This is a genomic window from Bacillus sp. SIMBA_026, from assembly GCF_046535335.1.
In the GTDB taxonomy this organism is placed as follows: Bacteria; Bacillota; Bacilli; order Bacillales; family Bacillaceae; genus Bacillus; species Bacillus velezensis.
This window is the reverse complement of the sequence record NZ_JAWRWX010000002.1, coordinates 853,826-879,708: the sequence shown is the minus strand read 5'-3', so window position 1 is coordinate 879,708 and position 25,883 is coordinate 853,826. Positions and strand designations below refer to the sequence as shown.

Sequence of the window (25,883 nt, the reverse complement as noted above, 5' to 3'; positions counted from 1 at the left end):
ATTGATAAACAATTTCAATAATATTACTATTGTTAAAACTGTTTTGCACAAGAAGTGGAACTTAACTCGCCCTAACTCATTAACTGGCTATGGAAAGAGGATACGGCCAGAATACTAAGGAGTAATATGAAAAAAATCAACCTGAATTCTATTACACAGAAAGAAATCTTACAAATAGAAAAACAATTTGAACGAATCGCATTAAACAAAATAAGAAACAATCAAGAAAAGTTTAGAAAAATGGGGTTGAAAATTGAAGCTGCTTTTGGGAGAGTCGGAGACGAAAAAGAGATCGGAAAAGAGGTACAGCCCTCAGATTGTTTTGAGAATAGTTATAACTCATTAATATTTTTTTCTGTAGCTTATTTGGATGGTACCGACTTTCATGATAATGAAGATGGCTATTGTATAGACCATTTAGATATATGGATTTGTGAAAAAAAGTTGTTTTCAGGTAAAGCGGGATATTTATCAGATCTAGAAAGTGATGAAAAAATAGCTAAAGAAATCCAAAATAAGATAAATCAATTGTTTTTAGAAGCTACAGATATAATAAAAATGTTAAAAGATTGATTTATAGACTTTGGTTATTTTTGGATAATGGATGGAGAGGTTAACAATCGATACCGCTACGCAGGCTACCAATACGACGAAGAAACCGGCTTATTCTATCTCATGGCGGTTTACAGTGTATAAAAGATAGAAGGAGAGAATTAAATGTACTATTTTTATGAAATATCAACTCTCAATGACTATGATTGGGTTGAAAAAGAGTATAAAACAATAGAGGATTTAATATTTGTTATATTAAAAAATATGGAAAATAAACAATATGCAATGTATTCTTACTCTCTTTCAAATAAAGATACTAATGATTGTATTTTCTCAGCGAGCTTAAAAACAAATACTTTGTTTAATAAAAAAATCTCTTTTATGAAAACCTCAGCAGAAGAGTACAAAAATACAATAGTTGCGCATGAAAATATAATCTTATTGGAAAAAGATGTTGAGTTAAAAGATATATTAAATGGTGCTCCTTTAGCAGAGAAAACAATTATTAAAGATTTACTGGATTATGTTCTTTATCATATAGAAATAACAGATTCCGAGACAATCAGAATAGGATCTAGTTATAGAGAAAATATTATAAACATTATTAAATAATGGCATTAAATAAAAAATAGATGAGCCTGCGGATTCTTTTTTTAAAAAAAATATAAGCGGGTTGGTGATTAGAATCGAGACAGTAAAAGGTGAACAATCGATTGAAACTTAGCTTGACTTTCAGAGCGTCATTCAAATCATTTACTACTAAATTAAAGCTATTAAGTAGAGAACGAGGAGACAGCATGGCCAGAATTGGAGACGGCTGTCTGGAACTTGAAATAACAGAGAAGGTATTACGAAGCGGAGGATGATCCTTTTATCTCAACAATGTTTGAACTGTTGGAACCTAATAAAGTAATCGCCCGCGATTACTCCGCCGCTTTACTAGAAAGTGAATATAAAATGCTGATATCAGGGATTGAAGCATTATTAGCGGGGAAACAAGACAGGATACGTTTAGAAACAATTGAACCATTTTTTATTTTGAGTATAGATAAAGAAAACGAATATTCGTAATGAAGAGAAGCTAGAACTTTTCGTGTAGACTTTAAAATCAGATCTCAAAGACTCCAAAACTTCATTAGGGAGATAAACGGTGTACAAGACAATTAATGAATGGGTAGATTATATAGACCGAGGGTGCGCTGTCCTTCATTTTGACTTTCATGTGTTTAGAAAAGAGCTTTCACTTAAGATTCAGGTCGTTGAAAATAAATCCGAATATACGCATAACATTCTTTTTCAAAATGCAGCATCTGTTTATTTTAGTGCAGATATTGGTGATATGAGATTAGAAAAAATAGATCCTGAAGAATACAATTGGCAAGTATTTGAGATGAGTTACCACCCGGAAGGAATCGGAAATCTATCAAATGCTGTAATTCCGGAGTATCAATCAAATGCTAATTTTCTCATTGACATGAACAGAATGCTGATTGCTGTAGAAGCTGAAACAGTTCGCTTTGATGATCAATCATTTTATGCGTATCATTCGAAATTATAAATAAACAAATAAGAGAGGTTCCCAGCCCTCTCTTTTCTTACATAACGAAATCGTTCGCGGAGGTAAACATGAGCAGCCCTTTAAATATACAAAAAGAATCATTGAAGGCTATAGGGAATCTGGATGTGATTAATCCGCTGAAATACAACTCGATATATTCATGTGATCTAGTGAGTAAAGATATTCTTTCTCATGGATTTTATAGATTTTGAAGGCCGGCTGCTTTCTAACAGCTTTATTTTAGTTGAGCCGTCCTTCTCATTTGCTATCTGTTTATTTCACACAGAATACGGCTGTGAGCTTGTGTATAAACCGCTGAAAAGAGGTTCAAAATGCATCCCTTTTTTATAAAAAACACAAAGGAATCGGCGGTTTTTCAATCCCAAATATATTCCTTATTTCATGAAAACAAAACGTTGCCCGAACAAGTATTTAAACAACGAAAACATTATTATCTATTCGAAGAATTCCACTGGGTCTTGTCTGAAGAAGGCTGGGAGATGCTCAAAAGTTTGGCGCATCATCATCACGATGATTTTATCTTAATGGCTGTTCTGGCACAACTGGATGATATGAATCGGTTTTACGAGGAATTCGGTTATTTTAACTGGTTAAAGATTCCTTTATATATAACCAAAGATGAATATCTTTCAATCTTAACTGATTATCCAAAGTACAGTAAAAATGACAGCATAATGAATATTGCATCCCGCGTCGTATGGGCTTCACCGACTTTCAAGTGGGCGATTTACGGAGAGAGAGAATTTGAAATTTGTATTTTAGGCATTGATCAGGAGATTGCGGGAAAAACGTTAGAATCATGGAGGCTGTTAGATGATCATGTTTTAGACTGGATATCAGTTGTATTCCCGGATCAGACTGTTTCGGATGAATTTCAAAAAAAGCTCACCACGCATTATAAATACAAGGGGCAATGACATGAAAATAAAAATGAACAAGATACACGATGAATCAGTAAAAGGATGTGTTTGTCACTTTGACAACTGCGGACGTCAGTATCTTGGTCAGCATCAGAATGGCAGTCTTTCATTTACGATCACGGAGGAATCCGGCGATACCCGAGAGGTTCATATCGATGAACAAATTCCGTGTGAGGATATTATGCTGTTTCAACAGAGTTCGGCTGCCAGGTATGTGTTGATTTTCTTTGAATCGCATGAGTATAAAGTGAAAGTATTTTCAGCAGAAGGAACAGAACAAAGTGCATTTTCTCTGCCTTCAGGGGTTTCATGCAGTCTTTTGGATGAAAAACAAAACCTGTGGATCGGTTTAAGTGATGAAGGTATTTATAGTGATGAAAATCCTGAAGGGCACAGTGTGCTGTGCTTCACTTTAGACGGGCAGCTAAAGAAAACTCACATTGATCAGCAGCTTTCAGAAATGTATGCGCCCGCGGCAGATGACTGCTATGCACTTGCAGAAAAAAACGGACTGATCTACATGCTGTATTATTCATATACAGTCATTGCTGCGTTTGATGAAACCGACGTGAAACGAGTGTGGATTATTTCTGATAAAGCATGTTCAGGAGTTTACGACCAGCTTGCGATTTCAGGTGACGGGTTTTGGATATGCAAAGATGATCATTCACTGTCCCTCATTCCGGCTGATGTCAGTCTGCCGGTGCAAGAGATAACGTGCTGTGATGCGGATGGTGATGAGCTTTCCGGGCATCAGCTGAAGCTGACTGGCAATGCCATTTACGCGGTCTCGAATTCGGGGATTTATAAGCGGGATATCAGTAATTGGAAAGCGTCAAAATGAGATGATGAAATCCAACAGATATTCTTTAAATGATGACGTCATCCGAAACCTGAAATTATACAAAAAAGAATTAGAGGGTCCGCTGCCCGCAGATGCAGGGAGTTTTGAAGAAGCCTTTGAGGGGGTTGCCTGCGCGGGAGATTTTTATGAATATTTCGCGCTTATCTGCGGCAGCTTAGATTTTGTTTTGGCGAATAAACAAATGCCTGCGAGGCAGCGTAAAGCCTTATATAAATCCTTTTTTGAGCTTTATCCGCAATATGCGCAGCTGAAAAATGCTTTAACGGATTATCCGGAGCTCAGCCGGGAAATCGGGCGGCACGAACGGGCCCGGAGGCTGTTGGTAAGCATTTTAAACAAGAAATGAAAGGCAGGATTCTGACGTGACAGAACCCACAAGAGCAGAATGTGAAGAAGGCTGGTCTGATCCTGAACGGTCAAGCGGCGAGGGAAGAAGTGTCGGATTGGGCGTGCGAGTACGTGGCTGCAGATGATCCGGCGGTTGAGGACGAAACCGTTTGGGAGATGCTCGTATATTTGAGCGGGTTTGATCTGAAAGATTCGCCTGATTCGTATCTGCATACGTTAGAAGAATTAAAAGATTGGATGCAGACATATATGAAAATGCATGAAGAAAGGGTGCGTTCATGTCGGAATTAGTCTTTACAAGAATTCATACAAAAATCAACTCAAGCGGCCCAATCATCCTGTCCATGAATGCAACGGAGCTCATCGTACTGGCTCAGGAAAAGCGGCAAGATGAATATATCAACCGTATTTTCATATTCCGGAACAGGGATGGATACTTACGTCATCGCTATCAAATTGAAACATCTAAGAAAATCATCGGCGTTCAAAAATCAAGAGATTTATTTTTGTTTCTTATCCATAAGGACTATGAGGATGGGATGGTTTATGAAGAACCGAATATTTATGTATGGCACCCGATTAAAGGATTTTACCATTCGTTTTACGGGGGCCGTTACATCCGGTCAATGACCGTCGATTCTGCGAGTAATTTGTGGCTGGGTTACGATGAATCGGGAATATTTTCTTGTCTGGACGACGATATCAGTTCAAAAGGCGTGACCCTCTTTCCTTTTGCAGACGGAATTTGGAAATCTCGTTGTGATTCTTTCTGTACGTCTCCGCACCTTATTGATCATTTTTATGGGGCGTATGCAGAAAAGGATGCTCTTTATCTTCATTACTGTACGCTTGGTGAAGATTATATCCGGAAGGTCGATTTGCAAGGCGAAACGTTAAGCTTTCATAAGGCAGACTTTGACTTTAGTGTACAATTCAAGATTGGTTCATCATATTACTTTTTGATTCGGAATGAAGCTTCGTGCCGAATTGACAAGGCAGTAAAATTTCATAACATGGCGAAACAGGCTGGGGAATATCAGCTCACTGATAAAGTCTCAAGAAAACCTCTTCGTTTTACACAAGTGGCTGCATATCAAGATAAAGCTGCGGGGGTTGATGAGAGCAACCGGCTTTACTTACTAAGCTGACAGGCAGCTTTTGAAAAGGGACGGGCAGAGGTGAAACGTTTGAAGCTGCGGGAGGAGTAATACATGAATTGGCACTGTTTGAGTGAATAGGAGACAGAGCGCTTGTGGCGCAGGGTAAATCGCGCAGTGAAATGGAAACCGGGCAGTATATTTGCTTCTATAAAACCTCCAAATCCGTTTCAGATCTTTGATGTATCTCAAGGATTCAATGATGAAAAAGGGCGTATCGGCTTTCTGGAAGATGCAGAGGTGCAGTTGCTAAAGGCATTTCAATCTTGTACGTTAAAGCAAGAGTTTATATATGCGCTGGACTGGCAGCATGAATGTTATCTATTTAATCCTCATGCGCCAATTGATAAAGATGAATTCGGTGAATGGCTGGTCCCCGTTATTCCAAACGGAGACTATTGTTTCTTTATTCATCAGGACTTCCAGTGGGGGCTGCTAGGGGATCCGCGGCAGCAAACCATTACGGTTTTTGGCTCACCGCTAATAAGGGCGATAGAAAGAAACGCTCCTGTCTTATTTCAAAAGTGAAGACCCCTTGCGAATGAATCTCATGCTTTTACGGGAGGAGGAATAACAGGATGACAGAAGAAGAGTTCAGAGCTGCGGAAAAAAGCTTGGGAGCAACTTTTCCGAAAGCATATAAACGGCTGATTCATAAAAAGAACCCTGCGGAAATCGGAGAGTGGATTTTTTTTCCTATCCGTGAACAAAGCCGCTTACAGAAAACCTGGGATGATGTGATCAGGCAAAACAGTGTATGCAGAGAAGAAAGCATGCCCGACGATTTGATCGTAATTGCCGACAACGGAACCGGGGATAAGCTGTGCTTGAAAAAGACGGACAGCGTAATGGAGGAGACTGTTTATCTGTGGGATCATGAGACTGCCGATGTTGAGTTGTATGCCGCTTCTATAGGAGAATTTATAGAAAATGAAAAAGAATAAGTGGCTGATTCAGGAGCTTTTAGAATTCCGTCTCCTCCGGGAAGGGGAGATTTCTGCAATTGAGTTGGCACTTTCCTCCGAGTATGAACATCATCTCATTCGTGTAAGGCTCACATGCAAAGACGTTTCTTCCGTTCAAATAAAAGAAATGGAGAGTCAAACGGCTGGCTCAGGCATTGTAACAATTGATCCTGCTGACGGCGATGATGGACAGCATTTTCTCGTGGAGGAGTGGGAGAACCAAACGTTCCGCTTTTACTGCCGTCAATATGAAGCAGCAGAGAAGAAGGTGTTAAGTAAGGAGGCACAAAATGGAGTGGCACAAACATGAGAAAGCAGTTCTGCTGGGGCCGGATTCGCCGGGTTGTTTTGAATTGACGGAGTTTACGTTCTATAACGGGTATAACGAGTATTATGATAAAATCCCGGTGTTTGAGCTGAAGCTGACTGATGGACAGTATGATGCCGTGCTGCGTTTTGAGGATGTGAGGGCTGCCCGGCTGGATGATCTTGAAAGCATCACCGACATCCATCTGGATATCAGCCCGGTCGACGGCGGCTGGGAATCGATCCGCTACTATGTCGATGACGGGGAAGGAAGCATGAGCTTTTATTGCGCCAAATGGGTCGTGCTTGACATGAAGAAAAAGCAGTCCCCCGAATGGCCCGGCAAAACGTCAGGGTAAAGCGGCGGCATTTCGCGTATAATGAGGGGAGCCGGACAGAGAAGGAGTTTAGTCATGAATGAGTTTAATGAATATGCGATCAGCCCCGAGATCCGACGGGCGCTGAATGGCTTGCAATACACCGAGCCGACTGAAGTGCAGCGGCGCGTCATCCCCGCCGCGCTGCAAAAAAAAGACCTCGTCGTCAAATCGCAGACGGGCAGCGGCAAAACCGCGGCTTTCGGCATTCCGATCTGCGAGCTTGCGGAGTGGGAGGAAAACAAACCGCAGGCGCTGATTTTAACGCCGACCCGCGAGCTTGCGGCGCAGATTAAAGAAGATATCACGAATATCGGCCGTTTCAAACGGATAAAAGCCACGGCGGTTTTCGGAAAAGCTTCTTTTGACAAACAGAAAACCGAACTGAAGCAAAAAAGCCACGTCGTTGCCGGAACGCCGGGGCGTGTGCTTGATCATATAGAGAAAGGGACGCTGCCGCTTGAACGGCTGGCGTATGTAGTGATTGACGAAGCGGATGAAATGCTGAATATGGGATTTATTGAACAGGTGGAAGCCATCATTCAGCATCTGCCGAAAAACAGAGTCACTATGCTGTTTTCAGCGACGCTGCCGGATGACGTCGAGAAGCTGAGCCGCACATATATGAAAGACCCTGAATTGATTGAAGTAAAAGCGGAAGGCCTGACGACAAAAGACATTGAGCATTTTGTCACCAGAACAGAAGAAGAGGACAAAACATCTTTGCTGCGTGATGTCCTGATCACCGAAAACCCGGACAGCTGCATCATATTCTGCCGGACAAAAGAAAGAGTCATCCAGTTAACCGATGAGCTGGACAGGCTGGGCTACCCTTGCGATAAAATTCACGGCGGCATGGTGCAGGAAGACCGCTTTGACGTTATGAATGAATTCAAGCGCGGCGAGTTCCGCTATCTCATTGCGACCGACGTTGCCGCCAGAGGAATTGATATTGAAAACATCAGCCTCGTCATCAATTATGATATTCCGCTTGAAAAAGAAAGCTATGTACACCGCACCGGCAGAACGGGCCGCGCCGGACACCGCGGACTGGCCGTTACGTTTGTGACGCCGTCTGAATCGCGGTTTCTGAATGACATTGAGACATATATCGGTTTCCGCATCCAAAAGCGTGAGGCGCCGTCTGAGAAAGAAACAGCGGAACGGAAAGCGGCTTTTGCGGAAAAATTGAACGCCCGCCCCGATGTCAAAACAGACAAAAGCGAACAGTTAAACAAAGACATCATGAAGCTGTACTTTAACGGCGGGAAAAAGAAAAAACTCAGAGCGGTCGATTTTGTCGGAACGATTGCGAAAATCGACGGCGTTTCAGCCGATGATATCGGGATTATCACGATTCTGGACAACGCATCGTACGTCGAGATTCTGAACGGCAAAGGCCCGCACGTTCTTGACATCATGAAAAATACGACGGTCAAAGGCAAAAAACTGAAAGTCCATAAAGCCAAGAAATAAAAAAGAAAGCCTGCCGCGCGCAGGCTTTTTTTACGCCGTCTCCTCGGGGACGAACGCAAGGATGGCAATGCCGATCAAAAATAACAAAATCAGGCTGAACACGGCGGCTGACGAATTTCCGGTCAGCTGGGCGGTCACGGCAATCAAAAGAGGGCCGATAATCGAAGCGAACTTGCCGAAGATATTATAAAAGCCGAAAAACTCATTGGCGTTCTGTTTGGGGACAAGCTTGGCAAAGTAAGAGCGGCTCAGCGCCTGAATACCTCCTTGGGAAGTGGCGACAAGCATAGCCAAAACCCAGAAATCAAAAGCGGAATCCATAAAATAAGCATACGTGCAGACAATCATATACACGCCGATTCCGGCATAAAGCATGGTTTTTCCTTTAAACCGTTCGGCCAGCCGCCCGTACAAAATCGAAAAAGGCGCGGCGACGACCTGAGTGACAAATAAAACAATCAGCAGATTGGCCGCGCTGATGCCGAGGTCAGCCCCGTATGACGTGGACATCGTAATGATGGTGCCGACCCCGTCGATGTAAAAGAAATAGGCGAGCAGAAACAAAAACAGCGCCCGGTGCTTCCTGATCTGCTTCAGCGTGCCGGCCAGCCGTATAAAACTGCTGAGTACAAGCCGCGGCTCCCTCTCGATATAATAGCGCTGGCGGACGCGGAGAAGGAGCGGGATCGAAAACAGCCCCCACCATGCCGCCGTAATTAAAAAGGCAATGCGGCCGGCAGCCTGGGCGGACAGCGGAATAACCTCCGCTTGGGCTGAAAGAATGACGGCAATGCTGAGGAGAAAAGGGATCGTGCTGCCGATATAGCCCAGTCCAAATCCCCTGGCGGACACCATATTCATCCGCTCCTTTGCGGCCACATCAACGAGAAACGCATCATAAAACACATTAGACCCGGCAAAGCCGATCGTGGAAATCGTATAACAAATTAATAACAGCATCCAAGATTCGCCGGGAATCAAAGCCAGCGCGGCTGTGCCCGCCACACCGATCAGAAGAAAGAAGGCAAAAAACCGTTTCTTGCATCCTTTGTAGTCGGCAATCGTTCCTAAGACGGGACCGAGCATCGCCAAAATAAAAGTCGCGGCGGCAATCGTATAGCCCAAATAAGCGGTAGAATCAGCCGCGCTGACACCGTTTTCCGCCGCCGCGGCTTTAAAAAACAAGGGGAAAACAGCCGTCATAATAATGACCGAATAAGCTGAATTGGCCCAATCATACAGCATCCAGCTGCTTTCTTCTTTCGAAAACCGTTTCATCACACACGCTCCTTCCCAAAAACCGGTTCTCTGCATTATATGCGCCTCATCCGCATCGTTGGACAAAGATTTCTGAACGGCGTTTTCTGATTGACCTGGAGATATTGAACTAGTTCAAAGGTGTAGCAGGTAAATGGTCAGGCGGGAGGTAGACAGAATTGAAGATTGCGAAAGTCATTAATAATAATGTTGTCAGTCTGCTCAAAGAAGGCAATCAGGAATTGGTCATCATGGGCTGGGGCATTCCATTTTAGTTTCCTTGTATTTATTTTGTCTTACATTCACATATGACTTGGTTAAGGCAGGCAAAACCTAAATTACAATGAGCGCGGATTATCTCTGTTTGTGCTGATGGTAATTTAGGTCTTTTTAAGTTTCGTTTTTATCATTATTCTGACTGATGTTCCCTTTTACAGAATCATGTATGATCGATAAAGAAATCGCTTTCAAAGAAAGGGGAATGCCAACATGTTTTATCGTATGAAACGAGTGCTGCTGCTTCTTGTCACTGGATTATTTTTGAGTTTGTGTGCGATCACTTCTACTGCATCAGCTCAAACAGGCGGATCGTTTTTTGAACCTTTTAACAGCTATAACTCCGGATTATGGCAAAAAGCAAATGGTTACTCCAATGGAGATATGTTCAACTGCACGTGGCGTGCAAATAATGTGTCCGTGACGTCATCAGGTGAAATGCGTTTGGCGCTGACAAGCCCGTCTTATAACAAGTTTGATTGCGGGGAGAACCGCTCCGCTCAAACATATGGCTATGGACTTTATGAAGTCAGAATGAAACCGGCTAAAAACACAGGGATCGTTTCATCGTTCTTCACTTATACAGGTCCAACGGATGGTACCCCTTGGGATGAGATTGATATCGAATTTTTAGGAAAAGACACGACAAAGGTTCAATTTAATTATTATACAAATGGAAAGGGAAATCATGAGAAGGTTGCGGATCTCGGATTTGATGCGGCCAATGCCTATCATACGTATGCGTTCGATTGGCAGCCAAACTCTATTAAATGGTATGTCGATGGGCAATTAAAACATACTGCGACAAGCCAAATCCCGACAACACCGGGAAAAATCATGATGAACTTATGGAATGGGATAGGTGTCGATGACTGGCTCGGTTCCTACAATGGTGTAAATCCGCTATACGCTCATTATGACTGGGTGCGCTATACAAAAAAATAATGTACAGAAAAGGATTTCCGCCAGCGGAAATCCTTTTTTAATTAAAACGAAATAATCCCAATCATAAGCGCCGCAATCGTCATCACAATCGTTGTCCCCACGGCCCATTTAATAGTGAATTTTTGATGATCGCCAAAGCTGACGCCTGCCATTCCGACCAATAGATAGGTGGATGGCACAAGCGGGCTGAGCAGATGCACAGGCTGCCCCAGCAAGGAGGCTCTTCCGATTTCAGCGGCGTCTATTCCGTAAGCGGAAGCGGCTTCAGCGATGATGGGAAGCACACCGAAGTAAAAGGCGTCATTCGACATGAAAAAGGTGAAAGGCATGCTGGCAATCGCAGTGATCAACGGCAGATGCGGGCCCATGGCATCAGGGATGAGGGAAACGAGAGAATGCGCCATCGCATCGACCATTTTTGTGCCTGAGAGAATACCTGTAAATATGCCTGCCGCAAACACCATTGAGACAACGTTTAACGCATTACCCGCATGTGCCGAAATCCGTTTCTGCTGCTCTTTGACATTTGGATAGTTGATCATCAAGGCGATGGCGAACGCAATCATAAAAAGAACAGGGAGCGGCAGCAGGCTGGTGATCAGCGCGGCCATCAGAGCGACAGTCAGCAGCAGGTTGAACCATTGGAGAGCGGGACGCTTCAGCGGCGCTGCCTCCGGATCAGAAGACGGCGCGTGTTCAATCGAAATGATGCCGAGCCGCTTCCGTTCTTTTTTTCCGAGGAGATAAGCAACGGCGATCACCCAGAGAATGCCGGCGATCATAGCGGGAATCAGCGGCGTAAAAACTTCTGACGTGTCCAATTTCAAGGAAGCCAAAACCCTCGCCGTCGGCCCGCCCCACGGAATAATATTCATGACCCCCGAACCGAGCATCGCAATTCCGGCCAGCACCAAACGGTTCATGCCGAGCCGTTTGTAAAGGGGCAGCATTGCCGCAATCGTAATCATATACGTTGTTGTCCCATCTCCGTCCAGCGAAATGGTCATCGTCAGAACCGCTGTGCCGATGGCGATTTTTAACGGATCCCCTTTGACAAGCGATAGGATTTTGGCAATGAGGGGATCAAACAGACCTGAGTCAATCATAATGCCGAAATACAGGATGGCGAATAACAGCATGATCCCGGTAGGAGCGAGGTCTGTAACGCCCTGAATCATCATCCCGCCGAGATCTTTGCCAAATCCGCTGATCAGGGCAAACACAACAGGAACGACAATCAAAGCAATAAGAGCGGAAAGCCGGTTAGACATAATAAGATACATAAAGACAATCATCATCACAAAACCGAGTATGGCAAGCACGATATGACCTCCCCTGTTCAACAGTTGTATTAGTAAGCGCTTTCACGATTTATTTCTGTGAAAATGGCTTATTTCAAAATGTGTATGACCGCATATGTAAATACAGACCTAAAATCCTAATGAGCAGATCAGCAGTTTATATGAAGAACGCCGCGGGTAAATGTGCTGTAGAATGTTTCGTTTTAAAAGGGGGAACTGACATGAGTGATGATCAAAACAAACGAGTAAATGAACACTCAAAGGACGAACAGCTGGAGCAGTACCGGTCTGATAACAGCGGCAAAAAAATGACGACCAATCAGGGGCTTCGCGTGTCTGAGGATGAGCATTCTTTAAAAGCGGGCGTCCGCGGCCCCACGCTGATGGAGGATTTTCATTTTCGTGAAAAAATGACGCACTTTGACCACGAGCGGATTCCGGAACGGGTCGTTCATGCGCGCGGGTACGGCGTTCATGGGCATTTTCAGGTGTACGAACCGATGACGGAATACACGAGGGCGAAATTTTTACAGGATCCGTCTGTCAAAACGCCTGTTTTCGTCCGTTTCTCAACAGTGGCGGGCTCCAAGGGGTCAGCCGACACCGTCCGTGACGCCAGGGGATTTGCGACGAAGTTTTATACTGAAGAAGGGAACTATGACCTCGTCGGAAACAATATTCCGGTGTTCTTCATTCAGGACGCGATCAAATTCCCGGATCTCGTTCACGCCATAAAACCGGAACCGCACAATGAAATGCCGCAGGCTGCGACGGCTCATGATACGTTCTGGGATTTTGTCGCAAACAATCCTGAATCCGCGCACATGGTCATGTGGACGATGTCTGACCGCGGCATCCCGCGAAGCTATCGGATGATGGAGGGCTTCGGCGTGCATACGTTCCGTTTCGTCAACGAGAAAGGAAAAGCGCGCTTTGTAAAATTCCACTGGAAACCCGTGCTCGGCGTTCATTCCCTCGTATGGGATGAAGCGCAGAAAATTGCCGGGAAAGATCCCGATTTCAATCGCCGCGACCTGTGGGAAACGATTGAAAACGGCGGCAAAGTCGAGTATGAGCTCGGTGTTCAGATGATAGACGAAGAAGACGAGTTCAAATTTGATTTTGATATCCTTGATCCGACAAAACTGTGGCCGGAAGAATTGGTTCCCGTCAAGCTGATCGGAAAAATGACCCTTGACCGCAATCAGGACAATGTCTTTGCGGAAACGGAACAGGTCGCCTTTCACCCGGGAAATGTCGTGCCGGGCATTGATTTCACCAATGATCCGCTTCTTCAAGGCCGGCTTTTCTCTTATACAGATACACAGCTCATCCGTCTTGGCGGGCCGAATTTTCACGAGATTCCGATCAACCGGCCGGTCTGCCCGTTCCATAACAACCAATACGACGGCTACCACCGGATGACGATTAATAAGGGCCCTGTCGCCTATCATAAAAATTCTCTGCAGAACAATGATCCGTCGCCGGCCTCAGAAGAAGAAGGCGGATACGTTCATTACCAGGAAAAAGTAGAAGGCAGAAAAATCCGCCAGCGCAGTGAGAGCTTCAATGACTATTTTTCTCAGGCCAAGATGTTCTGGAACAGCATGTCTCCCGCCGAGAAAGAACATATCATCTCCGCGTTCTGTTTTGAGGTCGGAAAAGTGAACAGCAAGGATGTGCAGCAGCAGGTGGTTGATGTCTTCAGTCATGTCGACGCCGGGCTTGCCGAGCGTGTTGCGAAAGGAATCGGCGTGAACCCGCCGCCGAAGGACCGTGAATCTGATGAAACGTTCACTTCCCCGGCCTTAAGCCAGGAAAACACGGTGAAGATGGCAGCGACAAGGCAGGTCGCGGTTTTAACCGACAACGGGTTTTCTGATGAGAAAGTCAAACAAGTGCTTGACGCATGCAAACAGGCGGGAGTCAGAGCCGATATCATCAGCCCCGCGCTGGGAACTATCAAGGGAGAAAACGGTACAGAGCTGGAAGCGTCAGCCACTTTCCTGACAGCGGATTCCGTCCTGTACGACGCTGTTTTCATTCCGGGCGGAAAACAAAGCACAGACAGCCTCAAAGCCCAAAAATCGGCCAGAGACTTCGTCAGCGAAGCTTTCAGCCATTACAAAGCGATCGGCGCCTCCGGTGAAGGAAAAGAACTTCTCGCCCTCGCCGCCGGAACCGAAAGCGGCCCCGGTCTTGTTCCGGACGGAAACTGCGAACAATTTCTGAAAGCCGTGGCTGAGCATCGGCATTGGGACAGAAACATATAAGAATGAAAAAGCGCCTTTTATGAAGGGGGCGCTTTTTTCTTGTGAAAGTGAAATATCTGAGGAGAAAACGAAAATTGCTTCCGTGCAAATCCGTACCTTCCGCTGTCCGGGACATTCAGACAACAGTTTTAGAGAGTCAGGGCATGCGCCATTTAAAGCAGGCGGGTTGATGAAATAATATGTTTCACCCTCTTTGGTTTACTTCCGCTCTGTGTTTGTGTATCTTAGGGGTAGATTTTCTGGAGGAGCGAATGATAGTGAAGCCGTTTACCGAAAAACAACTTGAAGAATATTACCGGCGTGACGAAAACATGATGATTTTGGTGTTTGCCCAATGGTGCGTCAATCATGACCTTGATCCGATGGCCATTTACAGCAAGGCTTATCCCGGACAGCCTTTAAACGAAGAGCTGCGAAAAACGGCTGAAGAGCTTGTCGTGCCCAAGGAGGAATCAGAACCGATTCCTGATCAAACCGTCATCGGCGTTTTGGAGATGTTCGGCAACTCCGATTTGGCGGAAGCCGTTTATGAAGCCATTGCGCAAAGACCTTCACGGTAAAAGAGGCGTGGATTTTCCATGTCTCTTTTTTTCATGGAGAAAATGTGAAAGAAGGCCCAGAAACAATTTGCTGATCCGCGCTGTCTATAGAGTGTAACCCGTTTTCAAAAAGGGAACGGTATTGAAAAGGAGGAGTTGTGATGAAAAAGGCATTCAAAATGATGGCGGCCGTGCTCTTAACCGTGCTGACAGCCGCGCCGTTCGGAGGTTTCGCGCCTTCAGCCGAGGCCGCGCAAACCGCAAAGCCCGTTGTCAAAAGCCATACGTATAAGCATGTAAAACAGCTGACATACCCCGAGGTCACAAATACGGGAAACGCATCTTTTGAAAAGAAAATCAATCAGGACTTCAAGCGCTATATTGAACAATCGTACCAAGAATATGTAAAAAACAAAAAAGCCGGTGAGAAACAAGGCTACAAAGCGGAATACCAGGCAGATTTCAAGGTGAAGTATAATCAAGACGGCAAGCTCAGCATTCAGACGGAAGACTACAGTTACACAGGCGGCGCACACGGGCTGACATCCGTTCAGACCTTTAATTACGACTTGGCCGCAAAAAAACGGGTCACACTCAATGATGTGCTGAATACAAAAACGAAAGCTAACAAGACGAGAGACTATCTTTACGGCTACATCAAGAAACATGATGATCTGTTCGATCAGGACGTTAAAAAACAGGAGATCATCCTGAATAATGAAAGATCTTTCTTCTTTACGAAAAACGGCATTGCCGTTGTGTTCGGACAATATGATCTCGGACCGTACGCAGCAGGAATCCGGGACGTTTTCGTACCTGCATCCGTCTATCAATAAAAAAAAGCGATATCACTCCAAAACGGAGCGGTATCGCTTTTTTTCTTTTACCAGACAAACAATCCGACAATTGCCGCGCTCAATAAGGAAACGGCAATTCCGCTGACAAGCAGCTTCCAGACGTTTTTTCCGATGATGGCTGATTTTTCACCATCAAGCAGAGATTGATAAGATCCGTAGATCATACCGATGGTGCTGAAGTTTGCGAATGATGTCAGAAATGTCGTAGCCACGGCAATCGTGTGCGGCGGAAGTGAATTCAGCTGCCCTTTCAGATCGGCCATTGCCACAAATTCATTCGTCGCGAGCTTGATGCCCATCAGCTGTGCGACATACATCGCGTCATGTCCGCCTAATCCGAGAAGGAAGGCAAACGGACTGAAGATGTATGAGAAAATCTTTTGAATGGTCAAACCGTGCACGAACAGTCCGAGTACGCCGTTTAACGCGGCCGTTAACGCCACATAGCCGATTACCATCGCTAAAATGACAATGACCATGTTCATGCCGACAAGCATACTGTTAGAAATCGTGGAGAAGAAGTCTTTTTTCTCCGCTTTTGAAGGAACGTAAATAATATCATCCTCTTTAGAAACGTCCACGGGATTCAGCATATTGGCGATTAAAAGGGCGTTTAAGCAATTCAGCGGGATGGCTGTAAACACATAAGTGGACGGAACCATCGTCAAGTACGATCCGATGATCGAGCCGCTGATGCTGCTCATGCTCATCAGCCCGAATGTCAGAAGCCGGTTGTTGCTGACGGCGGCAAGCTGCTGGCGGATGACGGCTAAAGCTTCCGTATTTCCTAAAAACATCATCTGGATGGAGAAAAAGCTCTCCAGTTTCGGCAGACGGGATATTTTAGAAATCAGCCAGCCGATTTTATCAATGAGCCACGGCAGAATACCGAAATACGACAGCATATCAAAGAAGGTCACGACGAAGATTATCGGCAGCAATGCGCTGAAGAAAAAATCAACCGTCGGGTTCGCCATGACAGACGGAAAAGCGAACGCAATCCCTTGACTGGCGCAGGAAATCAGCCATGTAAAGAACGCGCCGATCTTCCCGATGACAAAGCCGCCGATTTTTGTCCCTAACATAAACCAAGTAATCAGAAACTCAAAGACGAGGAGCATGACAATCGGACGCCATTTAATCTTCTTCTTGTTGGGAGAGCATAAGAAAACAACAGCCATGACAACAATGAGACCGACAATGTTCAATAAAAAGTACATGTGAGCAACTCCTATAAGGGTATTATGGAAATAAAAAAAGCTCTTATTCGTCACAAATTCCTGAAAGCCAGAAAGTGTGATAAATAAGAGCCAAAAGAAAAGAATAGACAGCGTCATATGCTTTTCACTCGTTCAAATTTATGCAAACTTTCTTGTAGTCTAGTCTTTTACGGCACTAGGTAGAAACAATCAGACCATATTACTGATCATATACAAGAATAACGATATTACATGAGATAGCAGTATTTTATCGTTTCAATTTTTGAAAATCAACCTTTTTAGATATTTTCAAAATAATAAATTTATATTATAAATAAAGAAAATAAAGGATGTCTATAAGTAATTGGATAATAAAGGTATAAAATACCCCCAAAACCGTTCCGGTTCATTGTAAAGACGGGATGCAGCTGATAAAATGGATCTGAGGGCACAGCCTTCAAAAGACGGCAGAAAAGGGGGCATTTTCGTGATCATCCAATTCATTCGTTACAGATAATGAGAGGTATAGATAAACAGGTTAAACCTTCCAATTTGGCAAGGTTTATTTGTCTATGCCTTTTTCATTTCATCGGAATAACGAATGAATGAGGTGTTTTTTTTGACGTCTATAAAAAGAAAACGCGCGGAATTACTGCAATCATGCCAATCCGTGTTCAGGTGTCCGCTATGCCGGTCGGCCATGGCGGTCTCACAATACAAAAGCTTGATTTGCGGACACGGGCATACATTTGATATATCAAAACAAGGATATGTGAATTTCCTCAATAAATCGGTCAAAACCCGCTATGACAGGCAGCTGTTCGAAGCGAGACGCGAGCTTTTTGACAGCCGGGAATTTTTTGGGCCGGTTCAAAAGGAGATCGCCGCCATCATCACCCATATTCAATCTCCGCAAACATCGGCGGCGGTATTGGATGCGGGATGCGGAGAAGGCTCTCATTTAGCCGCCGTATGCAAATTGCTTCAGCCCGCTTTTTCCGTGACGGGAATCGGCATTGATCTCTCGAAAGAAGGTGTGCTGCATGCCGCAAAGGCCTTCGGGAATCATTTGGTTTTTGCCGTCGCTGATGTGGCGGATGCGCCGTTTGCCGACAGCTGTTTTGATGTCGTGATGTCTGTTTTATCACCTTGGAATTACAAGGAATGCAGCAGGCTTTTACGAAAGGGCGGCACAGTCATTAAAGCGGTGCCGCGGCGTGATTATTTGAAGGAAGTAAGGGAATTCTTCTTCGGAGACAGCCCTCGGCGGAATGACACCGCCGATTCTGCGGCCGGACGATTCCAAGCGGGCTTTCAAACCTTTGAGCGCAAACGGCTGTGTTACACGAAGACCTTAGCGCAGCCTGACCTCGAGCGGCTTGTGAAAATGACGCCCTTAACATGGAAATGTACTGATGACAGCATCCGGCGGTTCATCAGCCGGAAAGAGGCTGCTGTCACGATAGATATCGATATTTTAATCGGGACCGATCCGCTGTAAAACGGAAAAGACACGCTGATCGCGTGTCTTTTTTTTATTTCCAGACTTCACCGGCAATGTTGACGACATGGCGCAGTTTCGCCCATTGCTGTTCTTCTGTGATCAGGTTTCCTTCCTCAGTGGAGGCGAATCCGCATTGCGGGCTGAGGCAAAGCTGGTCCAGGCTGACATATTGTGAAGCTTCTTCAATCCGGCGTTTAATCGCGTCCTTGTCTTCAAGTTCGCCATGTTTCGACGTAATCAAGCCAAGCACAAGCTGAAGATCAGAGCGTTTGACATAACGGAGCGGTTCAAAGCCGCCGGAGCGGGAATCATCATATTCCAAGAACAATCCGTCAAGGTCAAGCCCGTCAAAAATCGTTTCAGCCGCTGCATCATAGCCGCCTTCAGCCGTCCATGTGGATTGGAAGTTGCCGCGGCAGATATGCATCGTAACCTTCAGATCGTCAGGGCGGTCCTTGATGGCGTCATTAATGGAAGCGGCAAACAGCTTGCGCAGTTCATCCGGCGTCGTGCCGAAAGCTTCAATCTGACGAAGCCCCGCTTCTGATAAGAAAACGGCCCATGCGGTGTCATCGAGCTGAAGATAGCGGCACCCGGCGTCATAGAAAGCTTGAATCGCTTTTTTATACGCTTTTGACACATCATGCTGAAATTGTTTGTAATCATTCTGGTAGGACGCTTTTTCCAATTTTCCGCGGAAAAACAGCATATTCGGACTGGGAATGGTCATTTTCGGAACAGCATCGCCGGCAATGCTGTGCAGGAATTTATAATCTTCGAGCATCGGATGCTGAGAAAAATCGATATCTCCCGTTACTTTAATGCCGCGCGCTTTCGTCTGTACGTTGTGAAACTGAATGCCGCTTTCAGGCGTAAACGCTTCAACGCCGTCTAAATTTTCGAGAAAGTCAAAATGCCACCAGGCCCGGCGGAATTCGCCGTCAGTCACGACATTGAGGCCGGTTTCTTTCTGCTTTTTCACACTGCGGATGATTTCTTTGTTTTCGATTTCGCGCAGCTGTTCTGCCGAAATCTCACCCGCCGCTCTTTGCAGGCGGGCTTGCTTCACAGCCGACGGCCGCAGCAGGCTTCCGACCTGATCCGCGCGAAACGGCGGGTTTTTTCTTAGAAGCGTATGCAATGGTTGTTCTGTGTTTTGCTGTGACATGAACGATTCCTTCTTTCCTGATGAAATATAAAAAAACTCTTCCCTCGGATAGGGAAGAGCTTGCGTCCGCAAATCTCAACCTTATCTTCAGGATTTAGCACCATTCTGCTGAACAGCGGTTGCCGGGTATCATAGGGCCAGTCCCTCCACCTCTCTTGATAAGGAAATATGCTATTTTTCAGAATAAACTGTAATACTCTTAATCTTAGTATGTTTTCTCATATTGTCAATATATTTCGATAAATATTTTTATTTATCACCCTCAAATAGAATCATATCTATCACAATGGCGATCGCGAGACAAAGAACGATATCCTCTTCCTTTTCAATCTGCAAATGATAGGAATCGCCCCAGCTCATCCATGATTTGGTGACGGTCATCCGGTTTGATTTTCCGTCTGTCACTTGAAAATTCCGGCCCCACACATCGCCGGTAAGATTCCAGCCGAGTCCGGAAATTTCAAATTTCGGTTTGAAAAACGTGACTTTCTTGATGACTTGGCAGACGGGTTTGCCGCTGACGGAAATCTCGTAACGGGGAACGAGCGACATCAGTTTCTGATTGACGCTGGCTAGCGTGCGGCCGTCCAAATCAGTCAGCTTCAGTTCATCACCGAATGAAAACAGCTTTCCTTCAACATTGTAGACTTCTTTTCCGCCTTCAAGAAACACTTGAAAACGATTCTTAAATGTAAACATTCGCTCTTTGATGTAAAAATGGTACATAAAAAAACTCCTTTTTTATGTTGTACGAAAAAAGGAGGCGGTTGGTTTCATATCGGCCGGGTGCATAAAAAAAGGCTGCCGATTTTGCGGCAGCTGTCGTTTTTATGATAGCGGCATCCGGCGTTTTTGACGGATCGCATTTAAATCAATGATGTTATTCGTGTCGGCAGCTGTCACCAGCGGGCTTGTCTTTGGCGTTTTCCGGCGGTTGTCCTTACTGAAAGAGAAAACAAGATACCCTGTCAAAGCAGCAAAAATAAGTAGCATCATTTTACATACCTCCCAAAAAAAGTTTTGGTATTATTATTGTACGAAAAAACAAACGAAAAGTATTCAAACAATTGTCACTTTTTTAAAAAATAACGTCATTTTCCGTAAAAATAACTATGGGTTGAAGAAATTTTGCTCTTGTTGTGGTTCTATAGATTGTATCGGCTGATGAATGATGATCGTTTATATAACTTTTTCACTATTTTTTGTAAGTGTCTAAATGACTATTTCGGTGTTTTCGTTTGCCTTGTGTTATTCAGTACCCTAAAAAACCTTATAATATGCAAAATAACTGCTTCTAACAGATGACTGCTAGTTGACAGCGCTTTCTTTATTTTTTTAAAGAAAACGAGATGTTATCTTAAAAAAATCGTTTGAACATTTTCCGCAGTTTTTTAAAAGGGTTTGATTTCGTCTCCAGAACACGCGGGTCTTTTAAGGTTTTTTTCAATTCTTTCGCTACAGTCCCTCTTGCCATAGTCTTCACTCCTTCTTTCCATTTCATACCTTATATACGGAAAGAAAGAAGGAAAGGTTTCATGTGAAAGAAAAAAACCAAAGCAGGGGGCTTTGGTTTTAAGCGCGCTCTTCAAAGAGCCTGGCGATTTCAACAATGACGTTTACCGCCTTTTCCATATGATCGACGGAAATGTATTCATATTTTCCGTGGAAGTTTTGGCCGCCCGTAAAAATGTTCGGTGTCGGCAGTCCCATGTAAGAGAGCTGTGATCCGTCGGTTCCGCCCCGGATCGGTTCGATAATCGGTTCGATGTCGAGGTTTTTCATGGCTTGATAGGCGACATCGACTATCTCTTTGACCGGTTCGATTTTTTCTCTCATGTTGTAATATTGATCACGCAGTTCAAGCTTGATGCTTTCGTTGCCGTATTTGGCCGCCAGCGCATCAGCGGTTTTCTGCATATATTCTTTTCGTTCTGCAAAGCGGTCTCTGTCAAAGTCTCTGATGATGTACGACAGGGCGGCTTCAGAAACGTCTCCGTTCATGGAAAGTAAATGATAGAAGCCTTCATACCCTTCCGTATATTCCGGCGCTTCTTCTTTCGGCAGCGCGTGATGAAATTCCATCGCGATTTTTGAAGCGTTGACCATTTTGTTTTTCGCCGTTCCCGGGTGGACGCTTTTTCCGTAACAAGTAAGCTTTGCGGCTGCTGCGTTAAAGCTTTCATATTGCAGTTCGCCGAGGGGGCCTCCGTCTATCGTGTAGGCGAATGCGGCGTTGAAGCGGCCGACATCGAATTTGTGAGGGCCTCTGCCGATTTCTTCATCAGGCGTGAACGCGACCCGGATCGTTCCGTGTTTGATGTCCGGATGTTTGATCAAGTACGCCATTGCCGTCATGATTTCAGCAATGCCCGCTTTGTTGTCGGCTCCGAGCAGCGTCGTGCCGTCTGTTGTGATCAGCGTCTGGCCTTTATAGCGGGAGAGCTCCGGGAATTGCTCAGGCGACAGGACGACATTGAGTTTGTCATTCAGAACAATATCATGTCCGTCGTAGCTCTCAATAATCTGAGGATTCACATTTTTTCCGGTAAAATCGGTCGCGGTGTCCACGTGAGCCAGAAAACCGACAGTCGGCACGTCTTTATCCGTATTCGCCGGCAGAGTCGCCATGACGTACCCATTGTCATCGACTGTGATGTCTGTCATGCCGATCGACTTTAATTCATCTGCCAGCATGTTGGCCAATGTCAGTTGGCCGGGGGTTGAAGGGCAGTTTTCATTGTTTTCGTCAGACTGTGTATCGACTTTTACATAAGAGGTAAAGCGTTCAATGATTTCATTTTTCATACCGTCATCTCCTTTGTCTTATCTTACCATGCGCGGGGGAGGGATTTCTATTTCGTAACCGTTTTGAATCGAGGGCTCTGTTTTTTACGCGAATGAAAATAAATTATGAAGAAACGATGACTAAACGATTAAACTTTTTGGAAATGGATGATTGAGGAAGAAAAAACCGATATAATATGGTCAATTCATTCAATAGGGGAGGCTTTCTTCATGGCGATTTTAGTGACAGGCGGAGCGGGTTATATCGGAAGCCACACATGTGTCGAGCTGTTAAACGGCGGCTATGACATCGTGGTTTTGGATAATCTGTCAAATAGTTCACCGGAAGCATTGGAGCGTGTGAAAGACATTACCGGAAAAGGGCTTGTATTTTATGAAGCGGATCTCCTTGACCGTGACGCCGTTCACCGGGTGTTTGCTGAAAATGAGATTGAAGCCGTCATTCATTTTGCGGGATTAAAAGCCGTCGGTGAGTCTGTGGCTGTTCCGCTCCGTTATTATCATAATAATCTGACGGGGACGTTTATTTTATGTGAAGCCATGCAGGCACACGGTGTGAAAAAGATCGTCTTCAGTTCTTCAGCGACGGTTTACGGCGTTCCGGAAACAACGCCGATCACTGAGAATTTTCCATTAAGCGCGACCAATCCTTACGGGCAGACAAAGCTGATGCTGGAACAGATTTTACGCGATCTGCATAAAGCGGACTCTGAATGGAGCATTGCGCTGCTCCGTTACTTTAATCCGTTCGGCGCGCACCCGAGCGGGCGGATCGGAGAAGACCCGAACGGCATCCCGAATAATTTAATGCCGTACGTCGCACAAGTCGCTGTCGGCAAGCTTGAGCAATTGCAGGTGTTCGGCAATGATTATCCGACAAAGGACGGCACCGGTGTGCGGGATTACATCCATGTCGTTGACCTTGCCGAGGGCCACGTCAAAGCGCTTGAGAAGGTGCTGAACACAACAGGCGCGGATGCCTATAATCTCGGCACGGGAAGAGGCTACAGTGTTATTGAGATGGTCAAGGCGTTTGAAAAAGTATCAGGAAAAGAAGTGCCGTACCGTTTTGCCGCCCGGCGCCCGGGAGACATCGCCGCATGCTTCGCAGACCCGGCAAAAGCGAAGGCTGAATTAGGCTGGGAAGCAAAGCGCGGGCTTGAAGAAATGTGCGCCGACTCTTGGAAGTGGCAGTCCTCCAATGTGAACGGGTACCAAAAGGTGTAAAAAGAAAGAGACCTTCAAATGGCGAAGGTCTCTTTTATTACGGTCATTATTTAATTTTCACTTCAACATCGTTGCTGAACTTTAATTTCCAAGTGCCTTTAGAGTATGCGTTTTTATCAACTTCAAAAGCTTTTACGTCAGTAACTTTAATGTTCGGGTTCAAGTCACTTAAAATTTTACTGTTGTCTACTTTTGTTTCTGTTGCATAGCTTGAAGAAGCATCAATATCTGAATCATAGGATGTTCCTTTAGAATCTACTAATTTCGCTCTTGGAATGGAGAAAGAGCTTAACGGCTTGTTTGAAACATTTTTAACTGTGTATTGAACAGCTACGATAACGCCGCCGTCAGACGCTTTTTTCTCGACAAATTGAGAGCCTACTGAATCTCTTTTTTCCACTTTGGTAACAGTAACTTCAGTTTTCTCAGTCTTAACAGTGTCACCGATGTTATACAGTTTTTCCTTGGATTCCGCAGCTTTTGAAGACGCGGTTTTAGATGATGAAGATCCGCCTCCGCCGCCGATGTTTACGAGAATGATAATAACCACTACTGCCAGAAGCAATGTGATAATTTTATGTCTCATAAAAAAGTTTCTCTGATCTTTACCGCAGTTTGGGCATTTTTTAACGCCTTTAGCGATTTCTTTGCCGCATGCCTTACAAGACACTAGGTTGCCTGCCATAATATTTCCTCCTATGTAAACTATTTCTTGAAAACTACATACTATAATGCCTGTAAAATAACCTATAGTCAATGATATTTTGAGAAAAAAAGTATTTTAATGATTTTTTAGTCATGTATTTTGAGGAGCTTTTTTAGTATCGGCAGATCGTTCGAATTTTTTATAGGTTTATTGAAAAAAGAGTGGTTGAACATGTTCGTGATTTCCCGTATAATCTTGAAAGATATACAAAAACTGAACATAAAAAACAGTGGTTTTCTAGGGTTCCGCAATGCTGAATTGGTCTGGACCGAGAGAAAACACACAGCAGGTTCCTGCTGTGACACGTTGGGATAAAAGCCCGGGAGTTTCTGCTCTTTTAATGAAGAGTGCTCTCCCGGGTTTTTTTGATTTTATATAAAGGGAGTGTCTGGGATGAAAAAGAGATTGCTGGATGTGCTGATGCTGATTATTGGGGCTTTTATCTTTGCTTTGGCCGTTAATTTATTTGCCATTCCGAATGATCTTGGAGAGGGCGGGGTAACGGGAATCACCCTGATTTTATACTATGTGTTTGAATGGTCGCCCGGGGTGACGAATATCATTTTGAACGGGATCTTATTGATTATCGGATATAAATTTTTAGACGGAAAAACAACGCTTTATACGATCATTACCGTTGTCGCCAATTCACTGTTTCTGCATCTGACGCATGATTGGCACTCGCCTTCACATGAACTCATTATTAATACTATTTTTGCGGGTGTGTTTGCCGGTGTCGGAATCGGGATCATTATTCGAGTCGGAGGCACGACTGCGGGTTCTGCTATTTTGGCGAGGATTGCTAACAAATATCTCGATTGGAATATCAGCTATGCGCTTTTGTTCTTTGATCTGATTGTCGTCTTCAGTTCTTATTTCATCATCGGTGCGGAAAAAATGATGTTTACCATTGTCATGCTGTACATCGGAACGAAGGTGATGGACTTTATCATTGAAGGCCTGAATACGAAAAAAGCGGTGACGATTATATCTGAGCATAAGCACGAAATCGCTGAACAGGTCAACACGCTTATGGACAGAGGGGTTACGCTGCTGTCGGGTAAAGGAAATTACACGGGGCAGTCGAAGGAAATTTTATATATCGTCATCCAGAAACAAGAGCTTTCCATGCTCAAAAAAATTATTAAAAGCTGTGATACAAAAGCGTTTGTCATTGTTCATGATGTGCGTGACGTCTTTGGTGAAGGCTTCGTCGATATCTCTAAATAAAAAGGATCCCTCTGCCGGCGCGGAGGGTTTTTTCTTATGCCGGCAGAAGCT

29 protein-coding genes, 3 pseudogenes and 3 riboswitches are annotated in these 25,883 nt (G+C 44.7%); of the genes and pseudogenes, 24 read left to right on the top strand and 8 right to left on the bottom strand.

Annotated features, from left to right (window positions below; genetic code table 11):
• Positions 1–126 precede the first annotated feature (126 nt).
• The 16 genes and pseudogenes from SB847_RS15270 to SB847_RS15200 all read left to right on the top strand — a co-directional run bounded on the left by SB847_RS15270 (position 127) and on the right by SB847_RS15200 (position 8,545).
• Positions 127–573 carry a hypothetical protein gene (locus tag SB847_RS15270; protein WP_044802375.1) on the top strand — a complete coding sequence of 149 codons (447 nt, stop codon included), beginning with the start codon at positions 127–129 and terminating at the stop codon, positions 571–573.
• A gap of 42 nt (positions 574–615) precedes the next feature.
• Positions 616–687, top strand: a pseudogene (locus SB847_RS15265) (hypothetical protein); the annotation flags it as partial.
• 30 nt (positions 688–717) lie between these two features.
• Positions 718–1,164: a hypothetical protein gene (locus SB847_RS15260; RefSeq protein ID WP_410564219.1), complete on the top strand. Its 447-nt coding sequence runs from the start codon at positions 718–720 to the stop codon at positions 1,162–1,164.
• Between the two features lie 185 nt (positions 1,165–1,349).
• Positions 1,350–1,651, top strand: a pseudogene (locus tag SB847_RS15255) (WapI family immunity protein).
• A gap of 51 nt (positions 1,652–1,702) precedes the next feature.
• On the top strand, positions 1,703–2,110 hold the full coding sequence (locus SB847_RS15250) for a YxiG family protein (protein WP_410564217.1): 408 nt from the start codon (positions 1,703–1,705) through the stop codon (positions 2,108–2,110).
• A 192-nt stretch (positions 2,111–2,302) separates the two neighbouring features.
• A complete protein-coding gene (locus SB847_RS22595) occupies positions 2,303–2,461 on the top strand; it encodes a YxiF family protein (RefSeq protein ID WP_486304249.1) in 159 nt (52 codons plus the stop codon).
• Positions 2,443–3,048 carry a hypothetical protein gene (locus SB847_RS15245; RefSeq protein WP_410564215.1) on the top strand — a complete coding sequence of 202 codons (606 nt, stop codon included), beginning with the start codon at positions 2,443–2,445 and terminating at the stop codon, positions 3,046–3,048. Before SB847_RS22595 ends, SB847_RS15245 begins: the two co-directional genes overlap by 19 nt.
• 1 nt (position 3,049) lies before the next feature.
• Entirely contained in the window at positions 3,050–3,895 is an 846-nt protein-coding gene (locus SB847_RS15240; RefSeq protein ID WP_140957708.1) for a DNA-binding protein, read from the top strand.
• 1 nt (position 3,896) lies between these two features.
• Positions 3,897–4,262 carry a YxiJ family protein gene (locus SB847_RS15235; protein ID WP_410564212.1) on the top strand — a complete coding sequence of 122 codons (366 nt, stop codon included), beginning with the start codon at positions 3,897–3,899 and terminating at the stop codon, positions 4,260–4,262.
• Between the two features lie 41 nt (positions 4,263–4,303).
• Complete coding sequence (locus tag SB847_RS15230; RefSeq protein WP_217483742.1) at positions 4,304–4,555, top strand: DNA-binding protein; 252 nt, start codon at positions 4,304–4,306, stop codon at positions 4,553–4,555.
• Positions 4,543–5,412 carry a hypothetical protein gene (locus SB847_RS15225; protein WP_410564210.1) on the top strand — a complete coding sequence of 290 codons (870 nt, stop codon included), beginning with the start codon at positions 4,543–4,545 and terminating at the stop codon, positions 5,410–5,412. Before SB847_RS15230 ends, SB847_RS15225 begins: the two co-directional genes overlap by 13 nt.
• Before the next feature lie 102 nt (positions 5,413–5,514).
• Positions 5,515–5,949 carry a DUF2716 domain-containing protein gene (locus SB847_RS15220; protein WP_285980082.1) on the top strand — a complete coding sequence of 145 codons (435 nt, stop codon included), beginning with the start codon at positions 5,515–5,517 and terminating at the stop codon, positions 5,947–5,949.
• Between the two features lie 50 nt (positions 5,950–5,999).
• A complete protein-coding gene (locus SB847_RS15215; RefSeq protein ID WP_072589723.1) occupies positions 6,000–6,365 on the top strand; it encodes an SMI1/KNR4 family protein in 366 nt (121 codons plus the stop codon).
• Positions 6,352–6,696 carry a hypothetical protein gene (locus tag SB847_RS15210; RefSeq protein ID WP_072589722.1) on the top strand — a complete coding sequence of 115 codons (345 nt, stop codon included), beginning with the start codon at positions 6,352–6,354 and terminating at the stop codon, positions 6,694–6,696. Before SB847_RS15215 ends, SB847_RS15210 begins: the two co-directional genes overlap by 14 nt.
• Positions 6,677–7,051, top strand: coding sequence for a hypothetical protein (locus tag SB847_RS15205; RefSeq protein ID WP_101670252.1), 375 nt, complete (start codon positions 6,677–6,679; stop codon positions 7,049–7,051). Before SB847_RS15210 ends, SB847_RS15205 begins: the two co-directional genes overlap by 20 nt.
• 54 nt (positions 7,052–7,105) lie before the next feature.
• The gene (locus tag SB847_RS15200) at positions 7,106–8,545 is read left to right on the top strand and encodes a DEAD/DEAH box helicase (protein ID WP_015418533.1); all 1,440 of its coding nucleotides are present in this window, start codon (positions 7,106–7,108) and stop codon (positions 8,543–8,545) included.
• A gap of 30 nt (positions 8,546–8,575) precedes the next feature.
• Here SB847_RS15200 and SB847_RS15195 read toward each other — a convergent pair whose 3' ends face one another.
• Positions 8,576–9,826: an MFS transporter gene (locus tag SB847_RS15195; protein WP_326150879.1), complete on the bottom strand. Its 1,251-nt coding sequence runs from the start codon at positions 9,824–9,826 to the stop codon at positions 8,576–8,578.
• A gap of 155 nt (positions 9,827–9,981) precedes the next feature.
• On the opposite strand from SB847_RS15195, the pseudogene SB847_RS15190 reads away from it, so the two are divergent.
• Positions 9,982–10,074 (top strand): annotated as a pseudogene (locus SB847_RS15190) (CAT RNA binding domain-containing protein); the annotation flags it as partial.
• Positions 10,075–10,291: 217 nt separating this feature from the next.
• Positions 10,292–11,023 (top strand): beta-glucanase, encoded by a 732-nt coding sequence (gene bglS / locus SB847_RS15185; protein WP_032875626.1) that lies wholly within the window; start codon positions 10,292–10,294, stop codon positions 11,021–11,023.
• Between the two features lie 41 nt (positions 11,024–11,064).
• Here bglS and citH read toward each other — a convergent pair whose 3' ends face one another.
• Complete coding sequence (gene citH, locus SB847_RS15180; RefSeq protein WP_410564204.1) at positions 11,065–12,345, bottom strand: citrate transporter CitH; 1,281 nt, start codon at positions 12,343–12,345, stop codon at positions 11,065–11,067.
• 200 nt (positions 12,346–12,545) lie between these two features.
• Between citH and SB847_RS15175 the strand changes: the two genes are divergently transcribed.
• The 3 genes from SB847_RS15175 (at position 12,546) to SB847_RS15165 (ending at position 15,972) form a co-directional block, all read left to right on the top strand.
• A complete protein-coding gene (locus tag SB847_RS15175) occupies positions 12,546–14,597 on the top strand; it encodes a catalase (protein WP_410564202.1) in 2,052 nt (683 codons plus the stop codon).
• 251 nt (positions 14,598–14,848) lie between these two features.
• Positions 14,849–15,157: a hypothetical protein gene (locus tag SB847_RS15170; protein WP_015418528.1), complete on the top strand. Its 309-nt coding sequence runs from the start codon at positions 14,849–14,851 to the stop codon at positions 15,155–15,157.
• A gap of 140 nt (positions 15,158–15,297) precedes the next feature.
• Positions 15,298–15,972, top strand: a complete 675-nt coding sequence (locus SB847_RS15165) for a DUF3298 and DUF4163 domain-containing protein (RefSeq protein WP_101670249.1) — start codon at positions 15,298–15,300, stop codon at positions 15,970–15,972.
• Between the two features lie 47 nt (positions 15,973–16,019).
• Here SB847_RS15165 and SB847_RS15160 read toward each other — a convergent pair whose 3' ends face one another.
• Positions 16,020–17,213, bottom strand: a complete 1,194-nt coding sequence (locus tag SB847_RS15160; protein WP_101670248.1) for a NupC/NupG family nucleoside CNT transporter — start codon at positions 17,211–17,213, stop codon at positions 16,020–16,022.
• Between the two features lie 135 nt (positions 17,214–17,348).
• Positions 17,349–17,449, bottom strand: a riboswitch (purine riboswitch).
• A gap of 362 nt (positions 17,450–17,811) precedes the next feature.
• On the opposite strand from SB847_RS15160, the gene SB847_RS15155 reads away from it, so the two are divergent.
• Positions 17,812–18,693 carry a methyltransferase domain-containing protein gene (locus tag SB847_RS15155; RefSeq protein ID WP_101670247.1) on the top strand — a complete coding sequence of 294 codons (882 nt, stop codon included), beginning with the start codon at positions 17,812–17,814 and terminating at the stop codon, positions 18,691–18,693.
• 34 nt (positions 18,694–18,727) lie between these two features.
• Here SB847_RS15155 and SB847_RS15150 read toward each other — a convergent pair whose 3' ends face one another.
• The 4 genes from SB847_RS15150 to pepT all read right to left on the bottom strand — a co-directional run bounded on the left by SB847_RS15150 (position 18,728) and on the right by pepT (position 22,669).
• Positions 18,728–19,864, bottom strand: coding sequence for a 5-methyltetrahydropteroyltriglutamate--homocysteine S-methyltransferase (locus SB847_RS15150; protein WP_045209309.1), 1,137 nt, complete (start codon positions 19,862–19,864; stop codon positions 18,728–18,730).
• Positions 19,865–19,942: 78 nt separating this feature from the next.
• Positions 19,943–20,029, bottom strand: a riboswitch (SAM riboswitch).
• A gap of 84 nt (positions 20,030–20,113) precedes the next feature.
• Positions 20,114–20,590, bottom strand: coding sequence for an LURP-one-related/scramblase family protein (locus SB847_RS15145; RefSeq protein WP_045209308.1), 477 nt, complete (start codon positions 20,588–20,590; stop codon positions 20,114–20,116).
• A gap of 102 nt (positions 20,591–20,692) precedes the next feature.
• Positions 20,693–20,860, bottom strand: a complete 168-nt coding sequence (locus SB847_RS15140; RefSeq protein WP_003150808.1) for a hypothetical protein — start codon at positions 20,858–20,860, stop codon at positions 20,693–20,695.
• 576 nt (positions 20,861–21,436) lie between these two features.
• Positions 21,437–22,669: a peptidase T gene (gene pepT / locus SB847_RS15135; RefSeq protein ID WP_025285494.1), complete on the bottom strand. Its 1,233-nt coding sequence runs from the start codon at positions 22,667–22,669 to the stop codon at positions 21,437–21,439.
• Positions 22,670–22,879: 210 nt separating this feature from the next.
• Here pepT and galE point away from each other — a divergent pair, with 210 nt between their 5' ends.
• Positions 22,880–23,896 carry a UDP-glucose 4-epimerase GalE gene (gene galE, locus SB847_RS15130; protein ID WP_410564195.1) on the top strand — a complete coding sequence of 339 codons (1,017 nt, stop codon included), beginning with the start codon at positions 22,880–22,882 and terminating at the stop codon, positions 23,894–23,896.
• A 46-nt stretch (positions 23,897–23,942) separates the two neighbouring features.
• Here galE and SB847_RS15125 read toward each other — a convergent pair whose 3' ends face one another.
• Positions 23,943–24,482 (bottom strand): DUF4352 domain-containing protein, encoded by a 540-nt coding sequence (locus tag SB847_RS15125; protein WP_119834765.1) that lies wholly within the window; start codon positions 24,480–24,482, stop codon positions 23,943–23,945.
• Between the two features lie 346 nt (positions 24,483–24,828).
• A riboswitch (guanidine-I (ykkC/yxkD leader) is annotated at positions 24,829–24,930 on the top strand.
• 65 nt (positions 24,931–24,995) lie between these two features.
• On the opposite strand from SB847_RS15125, the gene SB847_RS15120 reads away from it, so the two are divergent.
• Positions 24,996–25,832 carry a YitT family protein gene (locus SB847_RS15120; protein WP_003150818.1) on the top strand — a complete coding sequence of 279 codons (837 nt, stop codon included), beginning with the start codon at positions 24,996–24,998 and terminating at the stop codon, positions 25,830–25,832.
• The last annotated feature ends 51 nt before the right edge of the window (positions 25,833–25,883 follow it).